Origin of the sequence: Humitalea sp. 24SJ18S-53 (assembly GCF_050632385.1) — a bacterium.
Lineage (GTDB): Bacteria > Pseudomonadota > Alphaproteobacteria > Acetobacterales > Acetobacteraceae > Humitalea.
This window is the reverse complement of record NZ_CP192599.1, coordinates 3710549-3729213: the sequence shown is the minus strand read 5'-3', so window position 1 is coordinate 3729213 and position 18665 is coordinate 3710549. Positions and strand designations below refer to the sequence as shown.

Genomic DNA, 18665 nt, shown 5'->3' with positions numbered 1-18665 from the left:
CGGCACGCGTGTTCGCTTTCATTGTCTCTCGCGTGCTGCAGGCCATACCGGTCATGCTGGTCGTGGCTTTCATCTCCTTCGCGATGTTTGCCTATGTCGGCGACCCCATCGCCATCATGCTGGGCCAGGATTTTACCGAGGCGCAGCGGGCGGCGCTCGTCACCGACCTGGGGTTGGACCAACCCTTCTTCATGCAATTCCTGAAGTTCGTAGGCAATGCCGCGCAGGGTGAGTTCGGGCTATCCTACCGCCTTGGCCGCCCGGTCGCCGACCTGATCATGGAACGCGCGCCGGCGACGCTGGAACTGGCTCTCGTCGCGGCCTTCCTGGCGCTGGCGATCGGCGTGCCGATGGGGGTCTATACCGGGCTTTACCGGAATTCCTGGCTCTCGCGCTTCTTCCTGACCTTCTCGCTGATCGGGGTGTCGCTGCCGACCTTTCTGATCGGCATCCTGCTGATCCTGGTTTTTGCTGTCTGGCTCGGCTGGCTGCCATCCTTCGGCCGCGGCGACGTCGTGCGGCTGGGCTGGTGGACGACCGGCTTCCTCACCTTGTCGGGGATCAAGGCGCTGATCCTGCCTGCGGTGACGCTGGGCATCTTCCAACTGACCTTGATCATGCGGTTGGTGCGGGCGGAGATGCTGGAGGTGCTGCGCACCGACTACATCAAGTTCGCCCGTGCCCGTGGGTTGTCGAACCGGGCGATCAATTTCGGGCATGCGCTGAAGAACACGCTGGTGCCGGTCATCACCGTCGCCGGCCTGCAACTGGGCGCCATCATCGCCTTCGCCATCGTGACCGAGACGGTGTTTCAATGGCCGGGCATGGGGCTGCTGTTCATCCAGTCAGTCGGTGCCGCCGATATTCCCGTCATGGCCGCCTATCTGATGCTCATCTCCGCCTTGTTCGTGACGATCAATCTGATCGTCGACCTGCTCTACTTCGCCGTCGATCCCAGGCTGCGCGTTGGTGGCGGGGGTCACTGAGATGCTGAAGAATTTTTTCGATGGCGACCTCTGGTGGTCCTTTACTCGCAATCCCGTGACCATCGCCTCGGCGATCGTGGCGCTGGTGCTGATCCTGGGGGCGGTGCTCGCGCCTCTCATCGCGCCGCACAACCCTTTCGACCTGGCCAGCCTGAACCTGATGGACGCGTTCAAGCCGCCGGCCTGGGATGCGGAAGGCGATGCCATGTACCCGCTCGGCACCGACGACCAGGGGCGGGACCTGCTGTCGGCGATCATGTATGGCGCCCGCGTGTCGCTGCTGGTCGGTGTTTGCGCGGTCATCTTTTCCACCAGCCTCGGCGTGCTGGTCGGGCTGACCGCGGGCTACGCCGGCGGCACGGCCGACGCGGTGCTGATGCGCATCGCCGATATCCAACTGACCTTCCCCTCGATCTTGGTCGCCCTGCTGATCGACGGCGTCGTGCGCGCGGCCTTGCCGCGTGAGGTGCATGACCAGATCGCGCTCTACGTCGTCATCTTCGCCATCGGCGTCAGCAACTGGCCGCAATTCGCCCGCACCGTGCGGGGATCGACCTTGGTCGAACGCAACAAGGAATACGTCCAGGCGGCGCGGATCATCGGCATCTCGGCACCCAGGATCGTGTTTTCACACGTGCTGCCGAATGTGATGGGGCCGGTGCTGGTTATCGCGACCTTGAACCTGGGCTTTGCCGTGCTGGCGGAGGCGACGCTGTCCTTCCTCGGCGTCGGCGTGCCGCCCACACAGCCCTCGCTCGGCACTCTTATCAGGATCGGCAATGACTTCCTGTTTTCCGGCGAATGGTGGATCACGATCTTCCCAGGCGTGGCGCTTGTGCTGCTGGTGCTCTCGGTGAACCTGTTGGGCGACTGGCTGCGCGATGCGCTGAACCCGAGGCTGCGCTGATGGCCGCACTGCTTGAGGTGCGTAACCTGCGCGTGGAATTCCCGACACGGCGCGGCATCCTGACCGCGCTGGATGATGTGTCCTTCGCGATCGAACCCGGCGAAATCCTGGGCATCGTCGGGGAATCCGGTGCCGGAAAATCCATGACCGGCGCGGCCATCATCGGGCTCCTGGAACCCCCTGGCCGCATCGCCCGTGGCGAAATCCTGCTGGATGGCCGCCGCATCGACAACCTGCCCTATGCCGACATGCGCCGCATCCGCGGCCGCCAGATCGGCGCGATCTTCCAGGACCCGCTGACCACCTTGAACCCGCTGTATTCCGTCGGGCGGCAGTTGATCGAAACCATGACCACGCATCTGCCGATCGGGCCGGACGAGGCGCGTCGGCGCGCCATCGGCTGGCTGGAACAGGTGGGCATCCCCGCCGCCGCGCAGCGGATCGACGCCTATCCGCATGAGTTTTCCGGGGGCATGCGGCAACGCGTCGTGATCGCGCTGGCGCTCTGCGCTGAACCAAAGCTGATCGTGGCGGATGAACCGACGACAGCGCTGGACGTGTCGATCCAGGCGCAGGTCATCGCGCTGCTCAAGGCATTGGCGCGCGACAAGGGCACGGCGATGATGCTGGTCACTCACGACATGGGCGTGATCGCGGAAACCGCCGACAGGGTCGCGGTCATGTATGCCGGGCGCATCGCCGAAATCGGCCCGGTGCGGGAGGTCGTGGGCAACGCCCGGCATCCCTATTCATCCGGTCTGATGCGATCGATCCCGCCGCTCGACCGCCGGGTGGAACGACTGGCGCAGATCGACGGCGCGATGCCGCGGTTGAACGCCATCCCGCCGGGCTGCGCCTATAGTCCTCGCTGCCCAAAGGTGTTCAGCCGCTGCGGCGCTGAACGGCCCGACCTGATGGACGCCGGCACCACCCGCGCCGCCTGCTGGCTGTACGACAATGTCTGAGCGCCCCTTTGTCGAGGCGCGCGACATCGCGCGCTACTTCGATGTCTCTCGCCCCATCGTGCAGCGCCTCATCGCGCGTGAGGGCCGCCGTTCGCTGCGCGCCGTCGATGGCGTGACCTTCGACATTCCGCGCGGCACCACGCTGTCGCTCGTCGGTGAATCCGGCTGCGGCAAATCCACCGTCGCGCGGCTGATGGTCGGCCTCTATCGCACGACCGGCGGCGAGGTGATGTTCGATGGCATGGAACTAGGCGCCGCCCGCGCCGATATGGCGCAGCGCCGCCGCATGCAGATGATCTTCCAGGACCCTTACGCCAGCCTGAATCCCCGCTGGCGGGTGCGGGACATCGTGGCCGAACCCGTCCGCGCCTTCGGCATCGCCCGTGGCCAGGATGCGCTGGATCGCGTCGGCGCGGCTCTGACCCAAGTGGGCCTGTCGCCGCTGGATGCCCAAAAGTTCCCGCATGAGTTTTCGGGCGGCCAGCGTCAGCGCATCAGCATTGCGCGGGCGCTGTCGTCATCCCCGGAATTCCTGGTCTGCGACGAACCGACCTCGGCGCTCGACGTCTCGGTGCAGGCGCAGATCCTGAACCTGATGAAGGAACTGCAGCAGCGGCTGGGCCTGACCTACCTCTTCATCAGTCATAACTTGGCGGTCGTGCGCCAGGTCAGCGACCGGATCGGGGTCATGTATCTCGGCCGCTTGGTCGAGAACGCGCCGGCCGAAACGCTCTTCCGCACGCCGCGCCACCCCTACACCCGGGCGCTGATGGAAGCGGTGCCCGACCTGTCGATGTCAGGCCGCCCCCGCACCCCTGTGGGGGGGGAGGTGCCGAGCCCGATCAACCCCCCGACCGGCTGCGCTTTCCACCCGCGCTGCCCCCTGGCCAATGACCGCTGCAAGGTGGAGCGGCCGGAGATGATCCTGGCGCACGAAACCCTGGTCGCCTGCCACGCGGTGCAGGAGGGGCGGGCCGCCTAGCGATACGGCACCACCGCCACCGCGTTGAACGGACTGCCATCCACCATCCGCGTGCTCCAGGCGAGGTAGACGACGACCTTCCGCTCCTCATCCAAAAACCGCTGCACGCGGGTTTCCTTGAAGAACAGGCTGGTGTTGCTCTCGTAGACCTGTTCGCCGCGTTCACCGCGCCGGGCGCTGGCGGCGACCCGCACCTCACCCGTCGGGGTGCAGACCAGGGCGAAGCGGGCCGGGTCCTCGGCTAGGCCGACCATGCCCGACAAGCCGCCGGTGCGCGCCTGGCTGATGTAGCAGGACACGCCCGCGACCTCAGGATCCTCGAAACGCTCCACGACCACGCGATGGCTGCGGGTCAGGCCAAGATTGGTCCAGGCGGTGGCGACCGCTCCGATTTCCCGGGTTTCCTGCGCCGTGGCGGCGATCGGGGCCAGCAGGCAGATGGCAAGCAGCAAGCGGTGCATGATGGTTCTCCGTTCGTGTCCGTCAGTCGGCCAGCACCACGCCTTCGCGCCGCGGATCGGCACCGCCGACCAGGCTGGTCGGGGTGACCCGTATGGCGTGCAGGCCAGATGTCAGCTCGCGGACAGCGACGGTATGCCCGCGCGCCTCCAACGCAGGAGCAAGCCCCGCGGCTGCGGTCCCTGCCTCCAATTCCACGGCGCCCCCTGTCGTCACGATCCGGGGCTGGTCGATGGCGGCCTGTGGCGTCATGCCCCAGTCTATCATGCCGACCAGCGCATGGGCGGTGAAGGTGATGATCCGCGCCCCGCCGGGGGAGCCCACCACCATCAGCAACCGGCCGTCGCGGTCGAAGACCAGGGTCGGGGACATCGACGACCGGGGGCGCTTGCCGGGCTCGACCCGGTTGGCGACGGGACGGCCCCCGACCTGCGGCAACATCGAGAAATCGGTCAGTTCGTTGTTCAGCACCATGCCTCGCACCATGGCGAAGCTGCCAAAGACGCCCTCGATGGTGGTGGTCATGGCGATCGCATTGCCCGCGGCATCGACGATGGAGATATGGCTGGTGCCGTATTCGATCTGCTCGGGTTGCGGCGCCTGCGCGGCGCGGCGCCAGTCGGGGTTTCCCGCGCGGGGCGTTGGGTCGGCGCGGGAAAAATCCAGGCGCTGCGCGCGTTGCCCGAGGTAGCCGCGGTCCAGCAGGCCCCGCACCGGCACGGGCACGAAGTCACTATCGGCCAGGTATTGCGCGCGATCGGCAAAAGCCAGGCGCGCGGCCTCCGCAAACACATGCGCGGCCTCTGCCCCGGCCGGGTCCATCGAACCCATGTCGACGTGTTCCAACACACCCAGAATCTGCCCGACCGCGACCCCGCCCGAGGAGGGGGGCGGGAATCCGCAGACCACGACGACGCGGTAGGGGCCGCAGACCGGGTCGCGCAGCACCGGGCGGTAGGCGGCCAGATCCTCGACCGTCATGGTGCCACCTTCCCCCCAGGCCTGCACGGTCGCGGCGATGTCGGCCGCGACCGGCCCGGTCAGCAGCCCGGCCGCGCGCTGGGTCGCGATGGTGCGCAGGGTGGCGGCGTGTTCGGGGTTTTGCAGCAGGTGGCCGGCGGGCAGCGGCGATCCATCGGCGGCCAGGAAATACGCGGCTGTTGCCGGGTGCCGCCGCAGGCGTGGTGCCTCGGTGGCGATGGCGGCGGCAAGACGCGGAGAGATGGCGAAACCCTCCTCCGACAGTCGGATCGCCGGGGCAAAAAGCGCGGCCCAGGGCAGGCGCCCATGAAGGCGGTGTACCGCCTCCAACGCCGCGATGGCGCCCGGCACGCCGATGCTGCGGCCGGACATGACGGCGTCGATGAAGGGCATCGGGGTGCCATCGGGTCGCAGGAACAGGTCTGGCATGGCCCCGGCGGGCGCGGCTTCGCGGCCGTCCCAGGCCGTGGTGTGGCGGCGAAGGGCGTCGAAGTGCAGGATCAGCGCGCCGCCGGCCAGGCCGCTGGACTGGGGTTCGACCAGGGACAGCACGGCCTGGATGGCGACGGCGGCGTCGATCGCACTACCGCCGGCGCGCAGCATGTCCTGCCCGGCCGCGGCCGCCAGCGGATGGGCGGCGGCGACCATGTGGCGCTGGGCGACGGCGGGCGACGACAGCAGCAGAAACAGGCAGAACAGGCGACGCATGATCGAACCCTCCAACCCAAAGCCTCGCATGACCGCGCCGGCCGCGACACCCGCGGTGCGTGCCGCCGCCGAGGCACGAGGACGCGCTGCCGAGGATCGGGCCGCCGCGGCGTTGGTGGCCGATGGTTTTGTCGTGCTGGCCCGCCGCTGCCGCACGCCCGCCGGAGAACTCGACCTGGTGGCGGCCCGCGATGGGCTTCTGGCCTTCTGCGAGGTGAAGGCGCGCAAGACGCTGACCGAGGCGGCCTTCTCCCTCGCTCCCCGCCAGCAGGCGCGGTTGCTGGCGGCGGGTGAATGGTGGCTGGGGCAGAACCCGGGGCAGGGCGCTGCGGGCGTGCGCTTCGATGTGCTGCTGGTCGATGTGGCGGGGCGGGTGCGGCGTGTCGTGGATGCGTTCCGGCTGGAATAGGGCGGGGGGTCAGCCCACCGTCGGCCCGGCGGCCTCGATCACCGCCGACAACCGCTCCATGATCGGCTGCCCCAGCGGCGGCGTCATCGCATCGCCGAGGATCCGGGCGATGTTCGCGGTGGCCAGGGGATCACCCGCCGGATCGGGCGGGTGCCGCCGTGTCGAGGCCAGGCCCTGGCAGTCTTCGACAGGCGTGCGAGGCTGCCCCCATCGAGAGGGGAGAGACATCGATGACCAACGCCTTCCAGGATCCGCTGCCGCCGGCTTCGGTCGCGCCTGTGCTCCACCTCGGCTCCGCCTGGTCGTCCGGCTGGTCGGTGCCGGGCTGGATGATCTGCCAATTGGGCGGCATCACGCCGGAAGATCGCATCATCTTCCTCTCCCGCCCCGACAGCCCGCCCAAACTGCGCGCCGTCTCTCCCTCCGGCCGCGTGCCGGTGCTGGAGATCGACGGGCTGCGCCTGTGGGACACCCTGGCGATCGCGGAATACTTGTGGGAGCGAAACCCCGGCTGCGCGATCTGGCCGGCCGATCCCGCCCGCCGCGCCATCGCCCGCTGCATGGCGGCCGAGATGCACAGCCATTTCGACGAGGTCCGCAACGGGTTGCCGATGAACCTGATCAAGCGCTGGCCGGTCAGGGACGGGTTGCCCAGCAACGTGAAGCTGATGGCCCGCCCCGGCGTGCGTGCGGGCACCGATCGTATCGAGGCGATCTGGCGCGACGCCCTGGCGCGTTTCGGTGGGCCTTGGCTCTGCGGCGCGGATTTCTGCGCGGTCGATGCGATGCACGCCCCGATGACCACGCGCTACACCACCTATGGCGTGGACCTCGCGCCCGACAGCATGGCGTTCATCGCGCAGATGGCGGCGCATCCGCTGATGCAGGCCTGGCGGGCGCGGGCGGAGGCGCAGGCGGATGCGATCGGGCGGGATGTCGTGATGGCCTCGCCATAGGGCCTCGCAACCGCGCCCGGGATCGGTTACGGCTGGGTCACTATCAGGGAGAAAACGAATGCGTCGCAGAACGCTTTTGCTTGCCACCACGCTGGCCCTTCCGGCCATTCATGCCCGTGCCCAGGGCGCGCCGTATCCGAACCGCCCGATCCGCATGATCATCCCCTGGCCCCCGGGCCAGGCGACCGACCTGATGGGGCGCGTCGCCGGGCAATTGATCACCGATGCGCTCGGCCAGCCCGTCGTCTCGGAAAACCGCCCCGGCGCCGGCGGCATGATCGGCACCGATGCGGCCGCCAAGTCCACCCCCGATGGCTACACCCTGCTGGCCGCCAGCAGCGGGCCGGTCACCATCAATCCGCTGTTGCAGCGCGTGCCCTTCGACCCTGAAAAGGACCTGACGTCGGTCGCGATCCTCGGCCTGTCGCCGTATCTGCTGGTGGTCCGGCCGGGCTTCCCGGCGACCGACATGGCCAGCTTCATCGCGGCGCTGAAGGCGGCCCCGGGGCGCTACACCTTCGCCACCTCCGGCACCGGGGCGACGGCGCATCTGATCAGCGAATACTTCAACCGCGGCGCGGGGGTGGAGGCGGTGCACGTGCCCTTCGCCGGCAGCGGGCCGGCCTTGACCTCGGTGCTGGGCGGGCAGGTCGATTATGCGATCGACACGGTCGCCGCGACCGGGCCGCTGGTGCGCCAGGGCGCTGTGCGGACGTTCGGGATGTCGCTGACGCGGCCATCCGTCCTGGCCCCCGGCGTGCCGACCATCGCCGAGGCCGCCGGCATCCCCGGCTTCAACGCCAGCGCCTGGCTGGGCGTCATGGCGCCCGGCGCGACGCCGCGCCCGGTCATCGATCGCCTGTCGGATGCCATCAAGCGCGGCATGGCAAACCCGACGACTCAGGAGCGGCTTGTCGCCATGGGGATCGAACCGGAGTTCCGCGACACGGCGGCGATGGCGGCGCATTTGCGCGACCAGAGGGAGGTCTTCTCCACCATCATCCGCACCGCCGGCATCAGGTTGGAGTAGCCGCCACGCCGGTGCGCACCCGCGCACCGGCCGTTTGCCGAATGTCGCCTATCCCGCGCGCGGCCCACGCCCATTCGGGTAGGGCCAGCGCGGGTCACGGAATTCCTGGATTTCCAGCCAATAGCCCTCCGGATCCTTGAAGAAGGCCGAATAGACGTTCTTGCCGCCGCGCATGTCGGGCGGGCCGTCGAAGGCCACGCCGCGCGCGAGCATCCAGGCATAGGCTTCCTCGACGTTCTCGACGAGGAAGGTGAACATCATCCCCTTGGTGCCGCGCGGCCGGCCGACCTTGTCGCAGACCCCCAGGAACCCGGTCGGCGAAACCTGGAAAATCCGGCACACGCCCTGGTCGAGCACCTGCGGCAGGTCCAGCACATCGCGGTAGAAGGCCGCGTGGCGTTCGATGTCGTCGGTGTACATCCAGACGACGTTCTGTTCGATGAACGGCTTTTTGGCCGTCAGTGGGTTGGCGACGGGTTCGGCCATGGCGCAGTCTCCGAGGTGAGACGACCCGCGTGCCGCATCCCGCGGCCGCCCGCAAGGACTCCCCGATGACCGCTGCCGCGACCGATACGCCGCTGGACGACACCCTGCGCGATGCCCTGCTGGCGGTGCCGGTCGCGACCCTTTCGGCGGTGCTCTATGCGCGCGGCCTGCGGTCGCGTTTCCTGCACGGCGTCGTTTCGGTCGGCGCACCCAAGATGGTCGGGCTGGCACATACCGTGCGCGCCATCCCGGTGCGCGAGGACATCCGCACCGAGGTCGAGGCCAAGCGCGCCCCCAGCCTGCATCGCCAGGCGCTGGACCAGGCGCGCCCCGGCGACGTCGTGGTCTTCGCGACCGAAGGGGCGGCGCGGGTCTCGGTCCTGGGCGACATCATCGCGACCGCGCTGCAGGCGCGCGGGGTCGCGGGCTTCGTCACCGATACCGGGGTCGCCGACCTGGAAAGCGTGGGTGGCCTCGGCTGGCCGGTCTTCGCAGCGGGTGGATCGGCGCCGGTGCCGTCCTCCGCATTGGTGATGGTGGCCGATCACGGCCAGCCCATCGGCATCGCCGGTGTCGCGGTCTTCCCGGGCGACGTGATGGTGGGGGATGCCAATGGCGTCGTCTGCATCCCGCGCGCGATCGCGGCCGAGGTCGCGGCGGCGGCGGCCGAAAAGGAAGCCATGGAGGGCTGGATCGTGAAACAGGTCGCCGCCGGGGCGCCGTTGGAGGGCACCTACCCGCCCTCGGCCGAGGCGCTGGCGCGCTATCGCGCGGAAAAAGGCGGTTAAGCCTTCCCAACGGCAACGACCTCACCCTATGTTTCCGATAATTTCATAACGGGAGCACACATGACGGAAGCCAGCCGCCCGAGTGGTCCGTCCGACAACGAGGCCACGCTGCTGGACCGCGCCCTGCGGCGGGTGAAGGGGCTGTGGACCGATGTGACGGTGCTGGTCGGCGCCGGCAACGGCCCGGAGGATCTGGCCACGCGGATGCAGGATTGCCTGGCCGGCCGCGGTGGCGAGGCTTCGGCCCGCGCCCGCGCGGCGGGGCTGGCCGAATTGTACCTGGCCCAGGATGATGCCGGCCGCACAGCCTTCCTGCGCACCCTGGCCGGCTTCGATTCCGATGAAGGGGCCATCGCCGAGGCTGCCAAAGCCTTGACCGCCGCCACCGGCACGGCGGAACGGGCCGCGGCCAAGACCCGCCTGCGCCGCGCGCTGGAACCGCCACGGATGCGGCTGCTGACGCAATTCACCTCCATCCCGAATGGCGTGAAATTCCTGGTCGACCTGCGTGCGGAATTGCTGCGGCGCAACGGCGATCCGTTGCTGGCGGCGCTGGAATCCGACCTGCGCGCGTTGCTCGCCAATTGGTTCGACGTGGGCTTCCTGGAACTGCGCCCGATCGATTGGCACAGCCCGGCGGCACTTCTTGAAAAGCTGGTGGAATACGAGGCGGTGCATCGCATCCGCACCTGGCGCGACCTGAAGAACCGGTTGGATTCCGACCGCCGCTGCTACGCGTTTTTCCACCCGCGCATGCCGCAGGAACCGCTGATCTTCGTCGAAGTCGCGCTGGTGCAGGGCATCGCCGGCAATGTGCAGGCGCTGCTGGACCAGAACGCTCCGGTGCTGGACCCGAAGAAGGCCGATACCGCGATCTTCTATTCCATCAACAACTGCCAGCGCGGCTTGGATGGAATTTCCTTCGGCGCCTTCCTGATCAAGCGCGTGGTCAGCGAACTGGGCCATGAATGCCCCGGGCTGAAGCAGTTCAGCACGCTGTCGCCGCTGCCGGGCTTTCGCACCTGGCTGGACAAGGCGCTGCACCAGCAGGGCGAGGCGCTTTTGGCCGAAGGCGAGGCAGAGTCGCTGCGGGCCGCCGTCCCTGGCGCCGATGGTGGCGCCGCGGCGCTGGCCGCGATCCTGGCCAGGCGCGGCACGCTGCGCGACCCGGCGGCGGCGGCCAAGGCCGAACCGGTGCTGACGCGGCTTTGCGCCCGCTACGTGCTGATGGAACACGGGCGCAACCCCAGGCGTGCGCGCGATCCTGTGGCGCATTTCCATTTGTCGAACGGCGCGCGGCTGGAGCGGATCAATGTCCGTGGCGACACCTCGGACAAAGGGTTCCGCGAAAGCCTGGGGCTGATGGTGAACTACCTCTACGACCCGGATAAGATCGAGGCGAACCACGAGGCCTATGCCGGCGAGGGCAAGCGCGCGGCCGCGAGCGCATTGCGGAAGCTGGCAAAGGCGTAGCCGGCACCGGTGGGTCGCGACCCACCGGTGCGGCGTCGTCGCCAAGGCTCAGAACGGATGCATGCGCGGCCAGTTCATGTCGCCCTTGGCGATGTTGCCGGGCACGTCGCGCAGCCACATCTGCTGTGCCTGTTCGTGCACCTGCAGGTAGAGCTTGCCTTCGACGACGCGCCAGACCTCGGAATTCCCGGGCGCCTTGTAGCCCTGCGACGCCGCCCAGGCGCAATAGCCATCAAACTGCGGCACGTAGCGCGCGGGATCGGCCTTGAAGAGATCGCGCGTGCCTTCGGAGGCGAAGAACCAGACGCCACCATTGTAGGGCGCATTGTAGCGCGCCACGCCCCGCTGCGGCGTGCCGCTTTGGTAGCTGGTCGCATCATAGCCGCTGATCGCGACGGCGAGCTGGTTGCCGGCGAGCGCGATGCGCGCGCCACCAAGAAGCCCGGCGGCGGCACCGATGCCACCCAAAAGGGCGGAAGCCGTGAGCGTGCGGCGTTGCAGAATGTTCGGCATGGACGGAGATCCTTTCCTGGTTGCTCCATCAAGGCCTTCGTGCGCGGCGGTGCGCCGGTTACGGTGCGGGCGCGGCGTTGTCGGCAAGCCCCGTCGTCTGTGGTTCGGCGACCGCCAGCCTCTCCCGCAACCGTTCGATCAGCCATCGCCCGGCCCGGCCCGGCGGCCGGGCGGGGTGGTGCACGGCGTGCAACTGCATGACGAAGCCATTGCGCTGCTTCAGCACCAGCCGCTTCAACACCCCCGAGGCGATATGCGGGGCGACCAGATGCAGCGGCATGTTGCACCAGCCAAAGCCGTTCAGCAGGAAAGCGAGCCGCGTGTTCATGTCGGCGAAACGCCAGACCAGGTGGCTGACCACGCCCAGCGACCAATCCTCGGGCGTCAGCGTATCGGTCAGCACAAGCTGGACATGCGTGCTGAGTGCATCGCGCGACAGCGGGCCGGGGAGGGCGGCGAGCGGATGCGACGCCGCGACCACGGGTACCAAGGGCACATCGACCAGGAACTCCGTCTCCAGGTCCGTGGCATCGGTGAGGCCCAAAGGGAAGATCGCGAGTTCCACGGTGCCGGCGCGCAGGTAGCGTTCGGGGGCGGCGATGCCGCCGGTCAGCAGCCGCACCGGCAGGTTGGGAAAGGTCTGGCTCAACTCGCGCATCACATCCATGCTGGTCTGGCGTTCCAGCAACTGGCTCAGCGACAGGGTCAGTTCCGGTTCCAGCCCGTTGGCGATGCTGCTGGCCCGGCCGCGCAGCGTTTCCGCATCGCCGATCACGCGCCTGGCGTCGGCCAGGACGGTCCGGCCGGCATCGGTGAGCCGTGGCTTTTTCAGCGTCCGGTCGAAGAGTTGCAGCCCGAGCGTCGTCTCCAGCGCTCGCACCGACTGGCTGACCGCGGATTGCACCCGCTGCACCGCCACGCCGGCGGCGGAAAAGCTGCCGGTGTCGGCGACCGCCACGAAAATGCGAAGCTGGTCCAGGGTCAGGCCGTCGAGCATGTATCACGAAATCCGATAGTAACAGCCATAATAAAAGCAGTTAAAATGCTGGAGGCAAGGGCGCACCTAGGCCCCAGACGAGCAGCACGCCTCGTTAGAGCAATGATCCGCAGAGGCAGAATCGCCGCCGCGGTGAATCATGCGCCCAGCAGAGTGGGCCCGGCCGTTCCCGCGCATGCGGACCAAGGCGAGGGCCCGAAAATGAGGATGACTACGTTGATCAAGTTCAATCTTTCTGCGATCGCCCCCGCCGCCACCCTGGCGGTCCTGCTGGCGGCGCAGCCTTTCGCCGCCCAGGCCCAGTCCTACCCGCACGCTGTCGGCAGCGGTGAGAATGTGACGATCGACTACGGCCCCGCCGGCCAGACCAATGTCGTTGGCGGTGGTTCGCTGGTGAGCACCGGCGTTGGCCAGGACGTGGTCGTCACCTACCTCGATCCGCGGTTCACGCAGCAGCCGGCCGCGGGCCTGGTGCCGGTCGCCATCGGCTCGGGTGAGAGCGAGCAGACGGTCTGGGTGCCGGCCAACACCGACCCGCGCGCGCTGGAACTGACCGGTGCGGACGGCGTTGTGCCGAACCTGGCGTCCATCGGCCGGCGCACGCCGCGCGGCTAAGGCTTCGGCAGGCTTCGGCCTGCCGATCCCGGCTATTCGGCGGGGTGCACAGCCTGCTTTGCGGCTGCACCCCGTCGGCCTATCCTCGGTTGTAAATCGGGGTGGGGCTAAGCGAATGACGGTACAAGGCAAGCCGGTCCGGGATGCGGCCCCCGACGAAGCCCGCCGCATCGCCATGCTGCGCGCCATCGAGCGCAAACTTTTGTGGCTTTCGGCGTGGATGATCCACCACGCCAACCACGTCCGCCCCAACCGCGATGGGTTGAAGGTCGGGGGGCACCAGGCCTCCTGCGCCTCGATAGCCGCGGTCATGACGGCGTTGTATTTCGACGTTCTGCGGCCGGAGGACCGGATCGCGGTCAAGCCCCACGCGGGACCTGTCTTCCACGCGATCAACCTGTTGCTGGGTCGGCAGGATCCGGCGCGGATGACCACCTTGCGCCAGTTCGGCGGCATCCAGCCCTATCCCAGCCGCGTGAAGGATGGCGGTGAGGTCGATTTCTCCACCGGATCGGTCGGCCTGGGCGTCGCGCTGACGAGTTTCGGCAGCCTGGTGCAGGATTACGTGCGGCTGAAGAACCTGGCGCCGGAGGGCCTGCCGGCCGGTCGCCATATCGCCCTGGTGGGCGACGCGGAGCTGGACGAGGGCAATATCTACGAAGCCCTGCTGGAAGGCTGGAAGCACGACATCCGCAATGTCTGGTGGGTCATCGACTACAACCGCCAGAGCCTGGACAGCGTCGTCCCCGACCGCCTCTTCGGCCGGATCGAGGGCCTGTTCCGCGACATGGGCTGGAACGTCGTCACCCTCAAATACGGCCGCAAGCTGGCAGCCGCCTTTGCCCGGCCGGATGGCGAGGCGCTGCGGCACTGGATCGATGACTGCCCCAACAGCCTCTACGCCGCGCTGACCTTCCAGGGCGGCGCCGCTTGGCGCGCGGCGTTGCTGTCGGAACTCGGCCGGATCGACGGGGTGCGCGCGATCATCGACCCGCTGACCGATGACGAATTGGCGGCGCTGATGACCAACCTCGGCGGCCACGACATCGAGACCTTGCTGGAGGCCTTCCGCGCCCAGGATGCGGAGGGCGACCAGCCGACCTGCTTCATCGCCTATACCATCAAGGGCAAGGGCCTGCCCTTCGCCGGGCACAAGGACAACCATGCCGGGTTGATGTCCAAGGAACAGATGGGCGTCTTCCGTGCCGCCATGCACATCCGCGATGGGCATGAGTGGGACCTGTTCGAGGGGCTGGACATTCCGCCCGGGGAAATGGCCGACTTCGTCGCCAGCGTGCCCTTCGCCACCCCGCTGACGCCTGCTGGCCGTTCGCTCGTCTCGCCCACCATCGCCGTCCCGCCGGCGTTTCCGGTGCCGGTGGCAGGGGTGGGGCGGGGCATGTCCACCCAGGGCGCATTTGGCGAAATCCTGGCCGAGATCGGCCGCGGCAATGGCGCGAATGCGGCCCTGGCGGATCGGATCGTCACCACCAGCCCCGACGTCACCGTTTCGACGAATCTCGGACCCTGGGTGAACCGGCGCGGGATTTTCGACCGCCACCTGAAGAATGACGTGTTCCGCGACGCCAAGCTGGCCTCGGCGCAGCGCTGGGGCATGTCGCCGGGCGGGCAGCACGTCGAACTGGGCATCGCCGAGCAGAACCTGTTCCTGGTGCTGGCGGCCCTGGGACTGTCGGACCGGCTGTATGGCGCGCGGCTGCTGCCGATCGGGACGGTCTATGACCCCTTCGTCAATCGCGGCCTCGATGCGCTGATCTACGCCTGTTACCAGGATGCGCGATTCCTGCTGGTCAGCACGCCGTCGGGGCTGACGCTGGCGCCGGAGGGTGGCCAGCACCAATCGGTCAACACGCCCTTGATTGGCATGGCGGCGGACCGGCTGGCGAGCTTCGAACCCGCCCATGCGGATGAACTCGCCATCCTGCTGCGCCACGCCTTCCACCACATGCAGCAACCTGATGGCAGCGCGGTCTGGCTGCGCCTGTCGACGCGCGGGTTGATGCAGCCGCAAAGGGTCCTGGATCCGGCCGCCGTGATCGCCGGCGGTTACTGGGCCGTGCCGCCGGGGCCTGGGGCGCGGATCGCCATCGCCTACCAGGGGCCCGTGGCCCCCGAAGCGACGGCGGCCTTCGAGGCGTTGCGCGAGGAGGAGCCCGGGGCCGGGCTGCTGGCCATCACCAGCCCCGACCGGCTGCATGCGGGCTGGCTCGCCTCCCGCCGCGCGGCGCGGGGCGCGCATGGCGCGGCCCCATCGCATGTCGAGTCGCTGCTTTCGGCCTTGGCCCCGGGCGGTGCCATCGTCTCGGTGCTGGACGGGCACCCGGCGGCACATGCCTTGCTGGGGGCGGTGAGGGGGCATCGGGTCGTGCCGCTCGGCGTCGATCATTTCGGCCAAGCCGGCGATATTCCTGATCTTTATCGGGAATACGGGCTGGATACCGATGCCATCCTGGATGCCTGCGCCCAGGCGCTGCTAGGGTAGCGGGGGCACCCGTCACCTTTCGTTTCGCGCCGGCAGGTCGCGTCACGCGGCGCGGGCGGCTATGGGCAGTGCAGCATGAATGCTCCTCTGCCCGGGCCGCCTGTCTTGCGGCGGCCCGCCCCCTCTACGCGGCCGGGTGCGCCCGCGACGCCGCGCCGGCCGTTGATCCTGGCGCCGCGCGTGTTGCCGCGCCGGCGCCGGCGCGACGTCAAGCCATTCGGGCCGGCGGCGATCGCCTCCGCGTTGTTGCACGTCATGTTGCTGCTGGCCTGGCTGATCCCCGACCTGGGGCGGGACATGGCCGAACCCCTGCCGCCCCCGGCGATCGAGGTGGTGTTCGAAGGCGGTCAGCCCGACCGCCCGGCCCAACCCCCGCCGCAACCGCCAAGCCCGCCTGAACCCGAAAGCCCCGAACCGGCACCGCCGCCGGATGCGCCGCCGCCGCCCGTGGCCCCGCCCGAACCGGCACCGTCGCTGCCGACGCCTCCGCCGCCGCCGCCACCCACGGTGCGACCACCGCCGCCCGCGGCCCCCGCCGCACCGCCGCCGGTCGCCCGGCCGCCGGAACCCGCCCCGCCGCCGCCCGCACCCCCGGCACCAATCGCCCCGCCGGCGCCGCCCGCCGCGGTCGGAACCGCGCCGCCACCGCCCTCGGCCACGCCCCCCGCGCCGCCGCAGCCGACCGTCACCCCGCCCGAACCGCCGCCGCCTTTGCCGGTGCGGCCGGAGGCGCCGCCGATCGAATTCAGCCTGCCGCCGGCGGAGGAATTCACCCTGCCGCCGCCGACCCCGCTGACCCTGCCGCCCCGGCCCCGGCCGCCGCCGCCGCCCCGTGAGGCGCCGCGCGCGCAGCCGCGGCCCGACCCGAACGCGCCGATCTACCTGCCGGACGGCTTTTCCTTCGAACGCGCCCGCCCGCCATCACAGGCCGCCCGGCCGCCCGGCCGGCAGCTCGATACCTCGGTCAGCCCCGAGCAACTCGGCCGCATGACGCCCGATCCGCAGTTGCAGGTCCGTGGCGCCCAGGTCGGCCCCGACTGGCGCAACGCCTTCCGTGCCTGGCTGGACGCCAATTTGCGCTACCCGGAAGACGCCCGGCAGAACGGGGCCCAGGGCAATGTCCGGGTGCGCATCACCGCCGATCCGGACGGGACGGTGCGGAGCGTGCGGCTGCTGCGAAGCTCCAATTCGCTCTGGCTCGACCGGGGCACGGAGCGGCCATTCCGCCCCGGCGTCCGCATCCCGCCCTTCCCCCCGGGCGCCGATCCGCGCGGGGTGGAGGTTGATCTCGAGGTGCAATACAGGTTGATCCAACGCTGAACGCCTTGGCTTCCGGTGCCGGTTCCGCTAAGGCCCGCGCTTCGCAGTCATATGGGCATGCCCGGCGGCGGGCGTGGTGGAATTGGCAGACACGCTGGATTTAGGTTCCAGTGGCGCAAGCCTTGGGGGTTCAAATCCCTCCGCCCGCACCAGTCGGACCCGCCCGTAACGCCAGATTTCCTTTCCAAGAAGACAGGTCACGAGAGACATGCAGGTCACCGAGTTCGCCAATGAAGGCCTCAAGCGCGGCTACAATATCGTGGTGTCCGCCGCCGAAATTTCGGCTGGCCGCGACAAGCGGCTCGCCGCCCTCGGGCGCGACCTGCGCCTGCCTGGCTTCCGCCCTGGCAAGGTGCCGGCCTCGGTCGTGAAGCAGCGCTATGGCGCGGCGATCATGAGCGAAGTGCTTGAGGAACAGGTGGGCGAGGCGACCCGCAAGGTCGTGTCCGACCGCGGCCTGCGCCCGGCCCTGCAGCCCAAGGTCGATGTGGTGAATTTCGCCGATGGCGGCGACCTGGAATTCAAGGTCGAGCTGGAACTGCTGCCGGAAATCCCGCTGCCCGATTTCTCCGCCATCGCCCTGGAGCGCCCCAAGGCCTCCCCCAGCCCGGCCGAGATCGACACCGCGATCGAGGGCATCGCCGGCCGCAACCGTACCATGGTCGATGTCGAGGAGGTCCGCCCGGCGACCAAGGGCGACGTCCTGGTATGCGATTTCGTCGGCCGCCTGGCCGGCGAGACCGAGCCCTTCCAGGGCGGCAGCATGAACGACATGCCGATCGAGGTGGCCGGTGAGGGCTTCATCCCCGGCTTCACGGAACAACTGGACGGCCTGTCCCCGGGCGAGAGCCGCCAGATCACGGTGAGCTTCCCGGCCGAATACGGCGCCGCGGAACTGGCCGGCAAGGAAGCGGTGTTCGACATTACCGCCAAGAAGCTGCAGCGGTCGGAAACCCCGGTGATCGACGACGCCTTCGCCAAGACGCTCGGCCTGGACGACCTGGACGCGGTGAAGAAGGTCCTGACCGAGGGCCTGCAGCGCGAATACGACGGGCTGGCCCGCCAGAAGATCAAGCGCGCCCTGCTGGATGCGCTGTCCGAGCAGGCCCAGTTCGAGGTCCCCGAGGGCATGATCGAGGGCGAGTTCGCCCAGATCTGGCAGCGGGTCGAGGCCGACATGAAGGAAGGCCGCCTGGACGCCGATGACAAGGGCAAGGACGAGGACACGCTGAAGGCCGAATACCGTGCCATCGCGATGCGCCGCATCCGCCTGGGCCTGCTGCTGGCCGAGATCGGACGGGTGAACGGCATCCAGGTCACCTCGGAGGAGCTGGGCCGCGCGGTGCGCGCGGAAGCCACCCGCTACCCCGGCCAGGAAAAGCAGGTCATGGATTTCTTCCAGAAGAACCCGCAGGCGGCCGAAAACCTGCGTGGCCCGATCTTCGAGGACAAGGTCGTGGACTTCATGCTGGAGCTGGCGAAGGTGACCGACGTCGACGTGACGGTCGCCGAGTTGACGGCGCCCCCGGCCGCAGCCTGAATAGGAGGCGCTGGCCCCTCTTTACCGGGCCGGCAGTCATCCCATCT

At 68.9% G+C, this 18665-nt stretch carries 19 protein-coding genes and 1 tRNA gene; 14 read left to right on the top strand and 6 right to left on the bottom strand.

What is annotated here, in order from left to right:
* Positions 1–8 precede the first annotated feature (8 nt).
* From ACQW02_RS17825 to ACQW02_RS17810, 4 genes are read left to right on the top strand one after another with little or no spacing between them, the layout of a single operon-like run.
* Positions 9–986 (top strand): ABC transporter permease, encoded by a 978-nt coding sequence (locus ACQW02_RS17825; protein ID WP_431281250.1) that lies wholly within the window; start codon positions 9–11, stop codon positions 984–986.
* A gap of 1 nt (position 987) precedes the next feature.
* Entirely contained in the window at positions 988–1893 is a 906-nt protein-coding gene (locus ACQW02_RS17820) for an ABC transporter permease (RefSeq protein ID WP_431281249.1), read from the top strand.
* A complete protein-coding gene (locus tag ACQW02_RS17815; protein ID WP_431281248.1) occupies positions 1893–2858 on the top strand; it encodes an ABC transporter ATP-binding protein in 966 nt (321 codons plus the stop codon). The genes ACQW02_RS17820 and ACQW02_RS17815 overlap by 1 nt, the downstream gene beginning before the upstream one ends.
* Positions 2851–3840, top strand: coding sequence for an ABC transporter ATP-binding protein (locus tag ACQW02_RS17810; protein ID WP_431281247.1), 990 nt, complete (start codon positions 2851–2853; stop codon positions 3838–3840). The genes ACQW02_RS17815 and ACQW02_RS17810 overlap by 8 nt, the downstream gene beginning before the upstream one ends.
* Here ACQW02_RS17810 and ACQW02_RS17805 read toward each other — a convergent pair.
* Positions 3837–4301: a CreA family protein gene (locus ACQW02_RS17805; RefSeq protein ID WP_431281246.1), complete on the bottom strand. Its 465-nt coding sequence runs from the start codon at positions 4299–4301 to the stop codon at positions 3837–3839. The genes ACQW02_RS17810 and ACQW02_RS17805 overlap by 4 nt on opposite strands.
* Before the next feature lie 22 nt (positions 4302–4323).
* Complete coding sequence (gene ggt / locus ACQW02_RS17800; protein WP_431281245.1) at positions 4324–5988, bottom strand: gamma-glutamyltransferase; 1665 nt, start codon at positions 5986–5988, stop codon at positions 4324–4326.
* On the opposite strand from ggt, the gene ACQW02_RS17795 reads away from it, so the two are divergent.
* Entirely contained in the window at positions 5987–6397 is a 411-nt protein-coding gene (locus tag ACQW02_RS17795; RefSeq protein WP_431281244.1) for a YraN family protein, read from the top strand. The genes ggt and ACQW02_RS17795 overlap by 2 nt on opposite strands.
* A gap of 9 nt (positions 6398–6406) precedes the next feature.
* On the opposite strand, the gene ACQW02_RS17790 is transcribed toward ACQW02_RS17795, so the two are convergent.
* The gene (locus tag ACQW02_RS17790) at positions 6407–6625 is read right to left on the bottom strand and encodes a hypothetical protein (RefSeq protein ID WP_431281243.1); all 219 of its coding nucleotides are present in this window, start codon (positions 6623–6625) and stop codon (positions 6407–6409) included.
* A 2-nt stretch (positions 6626–6627) separates the two neighbouring features.
* Here ACQW02_RS17790 and ACQW02_RS17785 point away from each other — a divergent pair, with 2 nt between their 5' ends.
* Positions 6628–7353: a glutathione S-transferase N-terminal domain-containing protein gene (locus tag ACQW02_RS17785; protein ID WP_431281242.1), complete on the top strand. Its 726-nt coding sequence runs from the start codon at positions 6628–6630 to the stop codon at positions 7351–7353.
* Positions 7354–7411: 58 nt separating this feature from the next.
* On the top strand, positions 7412–8383 hold the full coding sequence (locus ACQW02_RS17780; RefSeq protein ID WP_431281241.1) for a Bug family tripartite tricarboxylate transporter substrate binding protein: 972 nt from the start codon (positions 7412–7414) through the stop codon (positions 8381–8383).
* A gap of 48 nt (positions 8384–8431) precedes the next feature.
* Here ACQW02_RS17780 and ACQW02_RS17775 read toward each other — a convergent pair whose 3' ends face one another.
* Complete coding sequence (locus ACQW02_RS17775) at positions 8432–8869, bottom strand: VOC family protein (RefSeq protein WP_431281240.1); 438 nt, start codon at positions 8867–8869, stop codon at positions 8432–8434.
* Between the two features lie 65 nt (positions 8870–8934).
* On the opposite strand from ACQW02_RS17775, the gene ACQW02_RS17770 reads away from it, so the two are divergent.
* Positions 8935–9657: a ribonuclease activity regulator RraA gene (locus ACQW02_RS17770; RefSeq protein WP_431281239.1), complete on the top strand. Its 723-nt coding sequence runs from the start codon at positions 8935–8937 to the stop codon at positions 9655–9657.
* A 60-nt stretch (positions 9658–9717) separates the two neighbouring features.
* Positions 9718–11130: a malonyl-CoA decarboxylase gene (locus ACQW02_RS17765; RefSeq protein WP_431281238.1), complete on the top strand. Its 1413-nt coding sequence runs from the start codon at positions 9718–9720 to the stop codon at positions 11128–11130.
* A 48-nt stretch (positions 11131–11178) separates the two neighbouring features.
* Here ACQW02_RS17765 and ACQW02_RS17760 read toward each other — a convergent pair whose 3' ends face one another.
* Entirely contained in the window at positions 11179–11643 is a 465-nt protein-coding gene (locus ACQW02_RS17760; protein WP_431281237.1) for a YHS domain-containing (seleno)protein, read from the bottom strand.
* Between the two features lie 58 nt (positions 11644–11701).
* Positions 11702–12640 (bottom strand): LysR family transcriptional regulator, encoded by a 939-nt coding sequence (locus ACQW02_RS17755; protein WP_431281236.1) that lies wholly within the window; start codon positions 12638–12640, stop codon positions 11702–11704.
* Positions 12641–12856: 216 nt separating this feature from the next.
* On the opposite strand from ACQW02_RS17755, the gene ACQW02_RS17750 reads away from it, so the two are divergent.
* From ACQW02_RS17750 to tig, 5 genes are all read left to right on the top strand, one after another.
* Positions 12857–13255 (top strand): hypothetical protein, encoded by a 399-nt coding sequence (locus ACQW02_RS17750; RefSeq protein WP_431281235.1) that lies wholly within the window; start codon positions 12857–12859, stop codon positions 13253–13255.
* Positions 13256–13370: 115 nt separating this feature from the next.
* A complete protein-coding gene (locus ACQW02_RS17745) occupies positions 13371–15758 on the top strand; it encodes a 1-deoxy-D-xylulose-5-phosphate synthase N-terminal domain-containing protein (protein WP_431281234.1) in 2388 nt (795 codons plus the stop codon).
* Positions 15759–15938: 180 nt separating this feature from the next.
* Entirely contained in the window at positions 15939–17078 is a 1140-nt protein-coding gene (locus ACQW02_RS17740) for an energy transducer TonB (RefSeq protein ID WP_431281233.1), read from the top strand.
* Between the two features lie 67 nt (positions 17079–17145).
* Positions 17146–17230 (top strand) — tRNA-Leu (locus tag ACQW02_RS17735).
* 56 nt (positions 17231–17286) lie between these two features.
* Entirely contained in the window at positions 17287–18618 is a 1332-nt protein-coding gene (gene tig, locus ACQW02_RS17730) for a trigger factor (RefSeq protein WP_431281232.1), read from the top strand.
* Positions 18619–18665: the final 47 nt, after the last annotated feature.

Bases quoted from the DNA above. Each gene is read 5' to 3' on its own strand.
- ACQW02_RS17815 (WP_431281248.1), top strand. From the start codon at position 1,893: ATGGCCGCACTGCTTGAGGTGCGTAACCTGCGCGTGGAATTCCCGACA.
- ACQW02_RS17770 (WP_431281239.1), top strand. From the start codon at position 8,935: ATGACCGCTGCCGCGACCGATACGCCGCTGGACGACACCCTGCGCGAT.
- tig (WP_431281232.1), top strand. From the start codon at position 17,287: ATGCAGGTCACCGAGTTCGCCAATGAAGGCCTCAAGCGCGGCTACAAT.
- ACQW02_RS17755 (WP_431281236.1), bottom strand. From the start codon at position 12,640: ATGCTCGACGGCCTGACCCTGGACCAGCTTCGCATTTTCGTGGCGGTC.
- ACQW02_RS17790 (WP_431281243.1), bottom strand. From the start codon at position 6,625: ATGTCTCTCCCCTCTCGATGGGGGCAGCCTCGCACGCCTGTCGAAGAC.
- ACQW02_RS17745 (WP_431281234.1), top strand. From the start codon at position 13,371: ATGACGGTACAAGGCAAGCCGGTCCGGGATGCGGCCCCCGACGAAGCC.
- ACQW02_RS17805 (WP_431281246.1), bottom strand. From the start codon at position 4,301: ATGCACCGCTTGCTGCTTGCCATCTGCCTGCTGGCCCCGATCGCCGCC.
- ACQW02_RS17785 (WP_431281242.1), top strand. From the start codon at position 6,628: ATGACCAACGCCTTCCAGGATCCGCTGCCGCCGGCTTCGGTCGCGCCT.
- ACQW02_RS17760 (WP_431281237.1), bottom strand. From the start codon at position 11,643: ATGCCGAACATTCTGCAACGCCGCACGCTCACGGCTTCCGCCCTTTTG.
- ggt (WP_431281245.1), bottom strand. From the start codon at position 5,988: ATGCGTCGCCTGTTCTGCCTGTTTCTGCTGCTGTCGTCGCCCGCCGTC.
- ACQW02_RS17820 (WP_431281249.1), top strand. From the start codon at position 988: ATGCTGAAGAATTTTTTCGATGGCGACCTCTGGTGGTCCTTTACTCGC.
- ACQW02_RS17795 (WP_431281244.1), top strand. From the start codon at position 5,987: ATGATCGAACCCTCCAACCCAAAGCCTCGCATGACCGCGCCGGCCGCG.
- ACQW02_RS17775 (WP_431281240.1), bottom strand. From the start codon at position 8,869: ATGGCCGAACCCGTCGCCAACCCACTGACGGCCAAAAAGCCGTTCATC.
- ACQW02_RS17780 (WP_431281241.1), top strand. From the start codon at position 7,412: ATGCGTCGCAGAACGCTTTTGCTTGCCACCACGCTGGCCCTTCCGGCC.
- ACQW02_RS17810 (WP_431281247.1), top strand. From the start codon at position 2,851: ATGTCTGAGCGCCCCTTTGTCGAGGCGCGCGACATCGCGCGCTACTTC.
- ACQW02_RS17765 (WP_431281238.1), top strand. From the start codon at position 9,718: ATGACGGAAGCCAGCCGCCCGAGTGGTCCGTCCGACAACGAGGCCACG.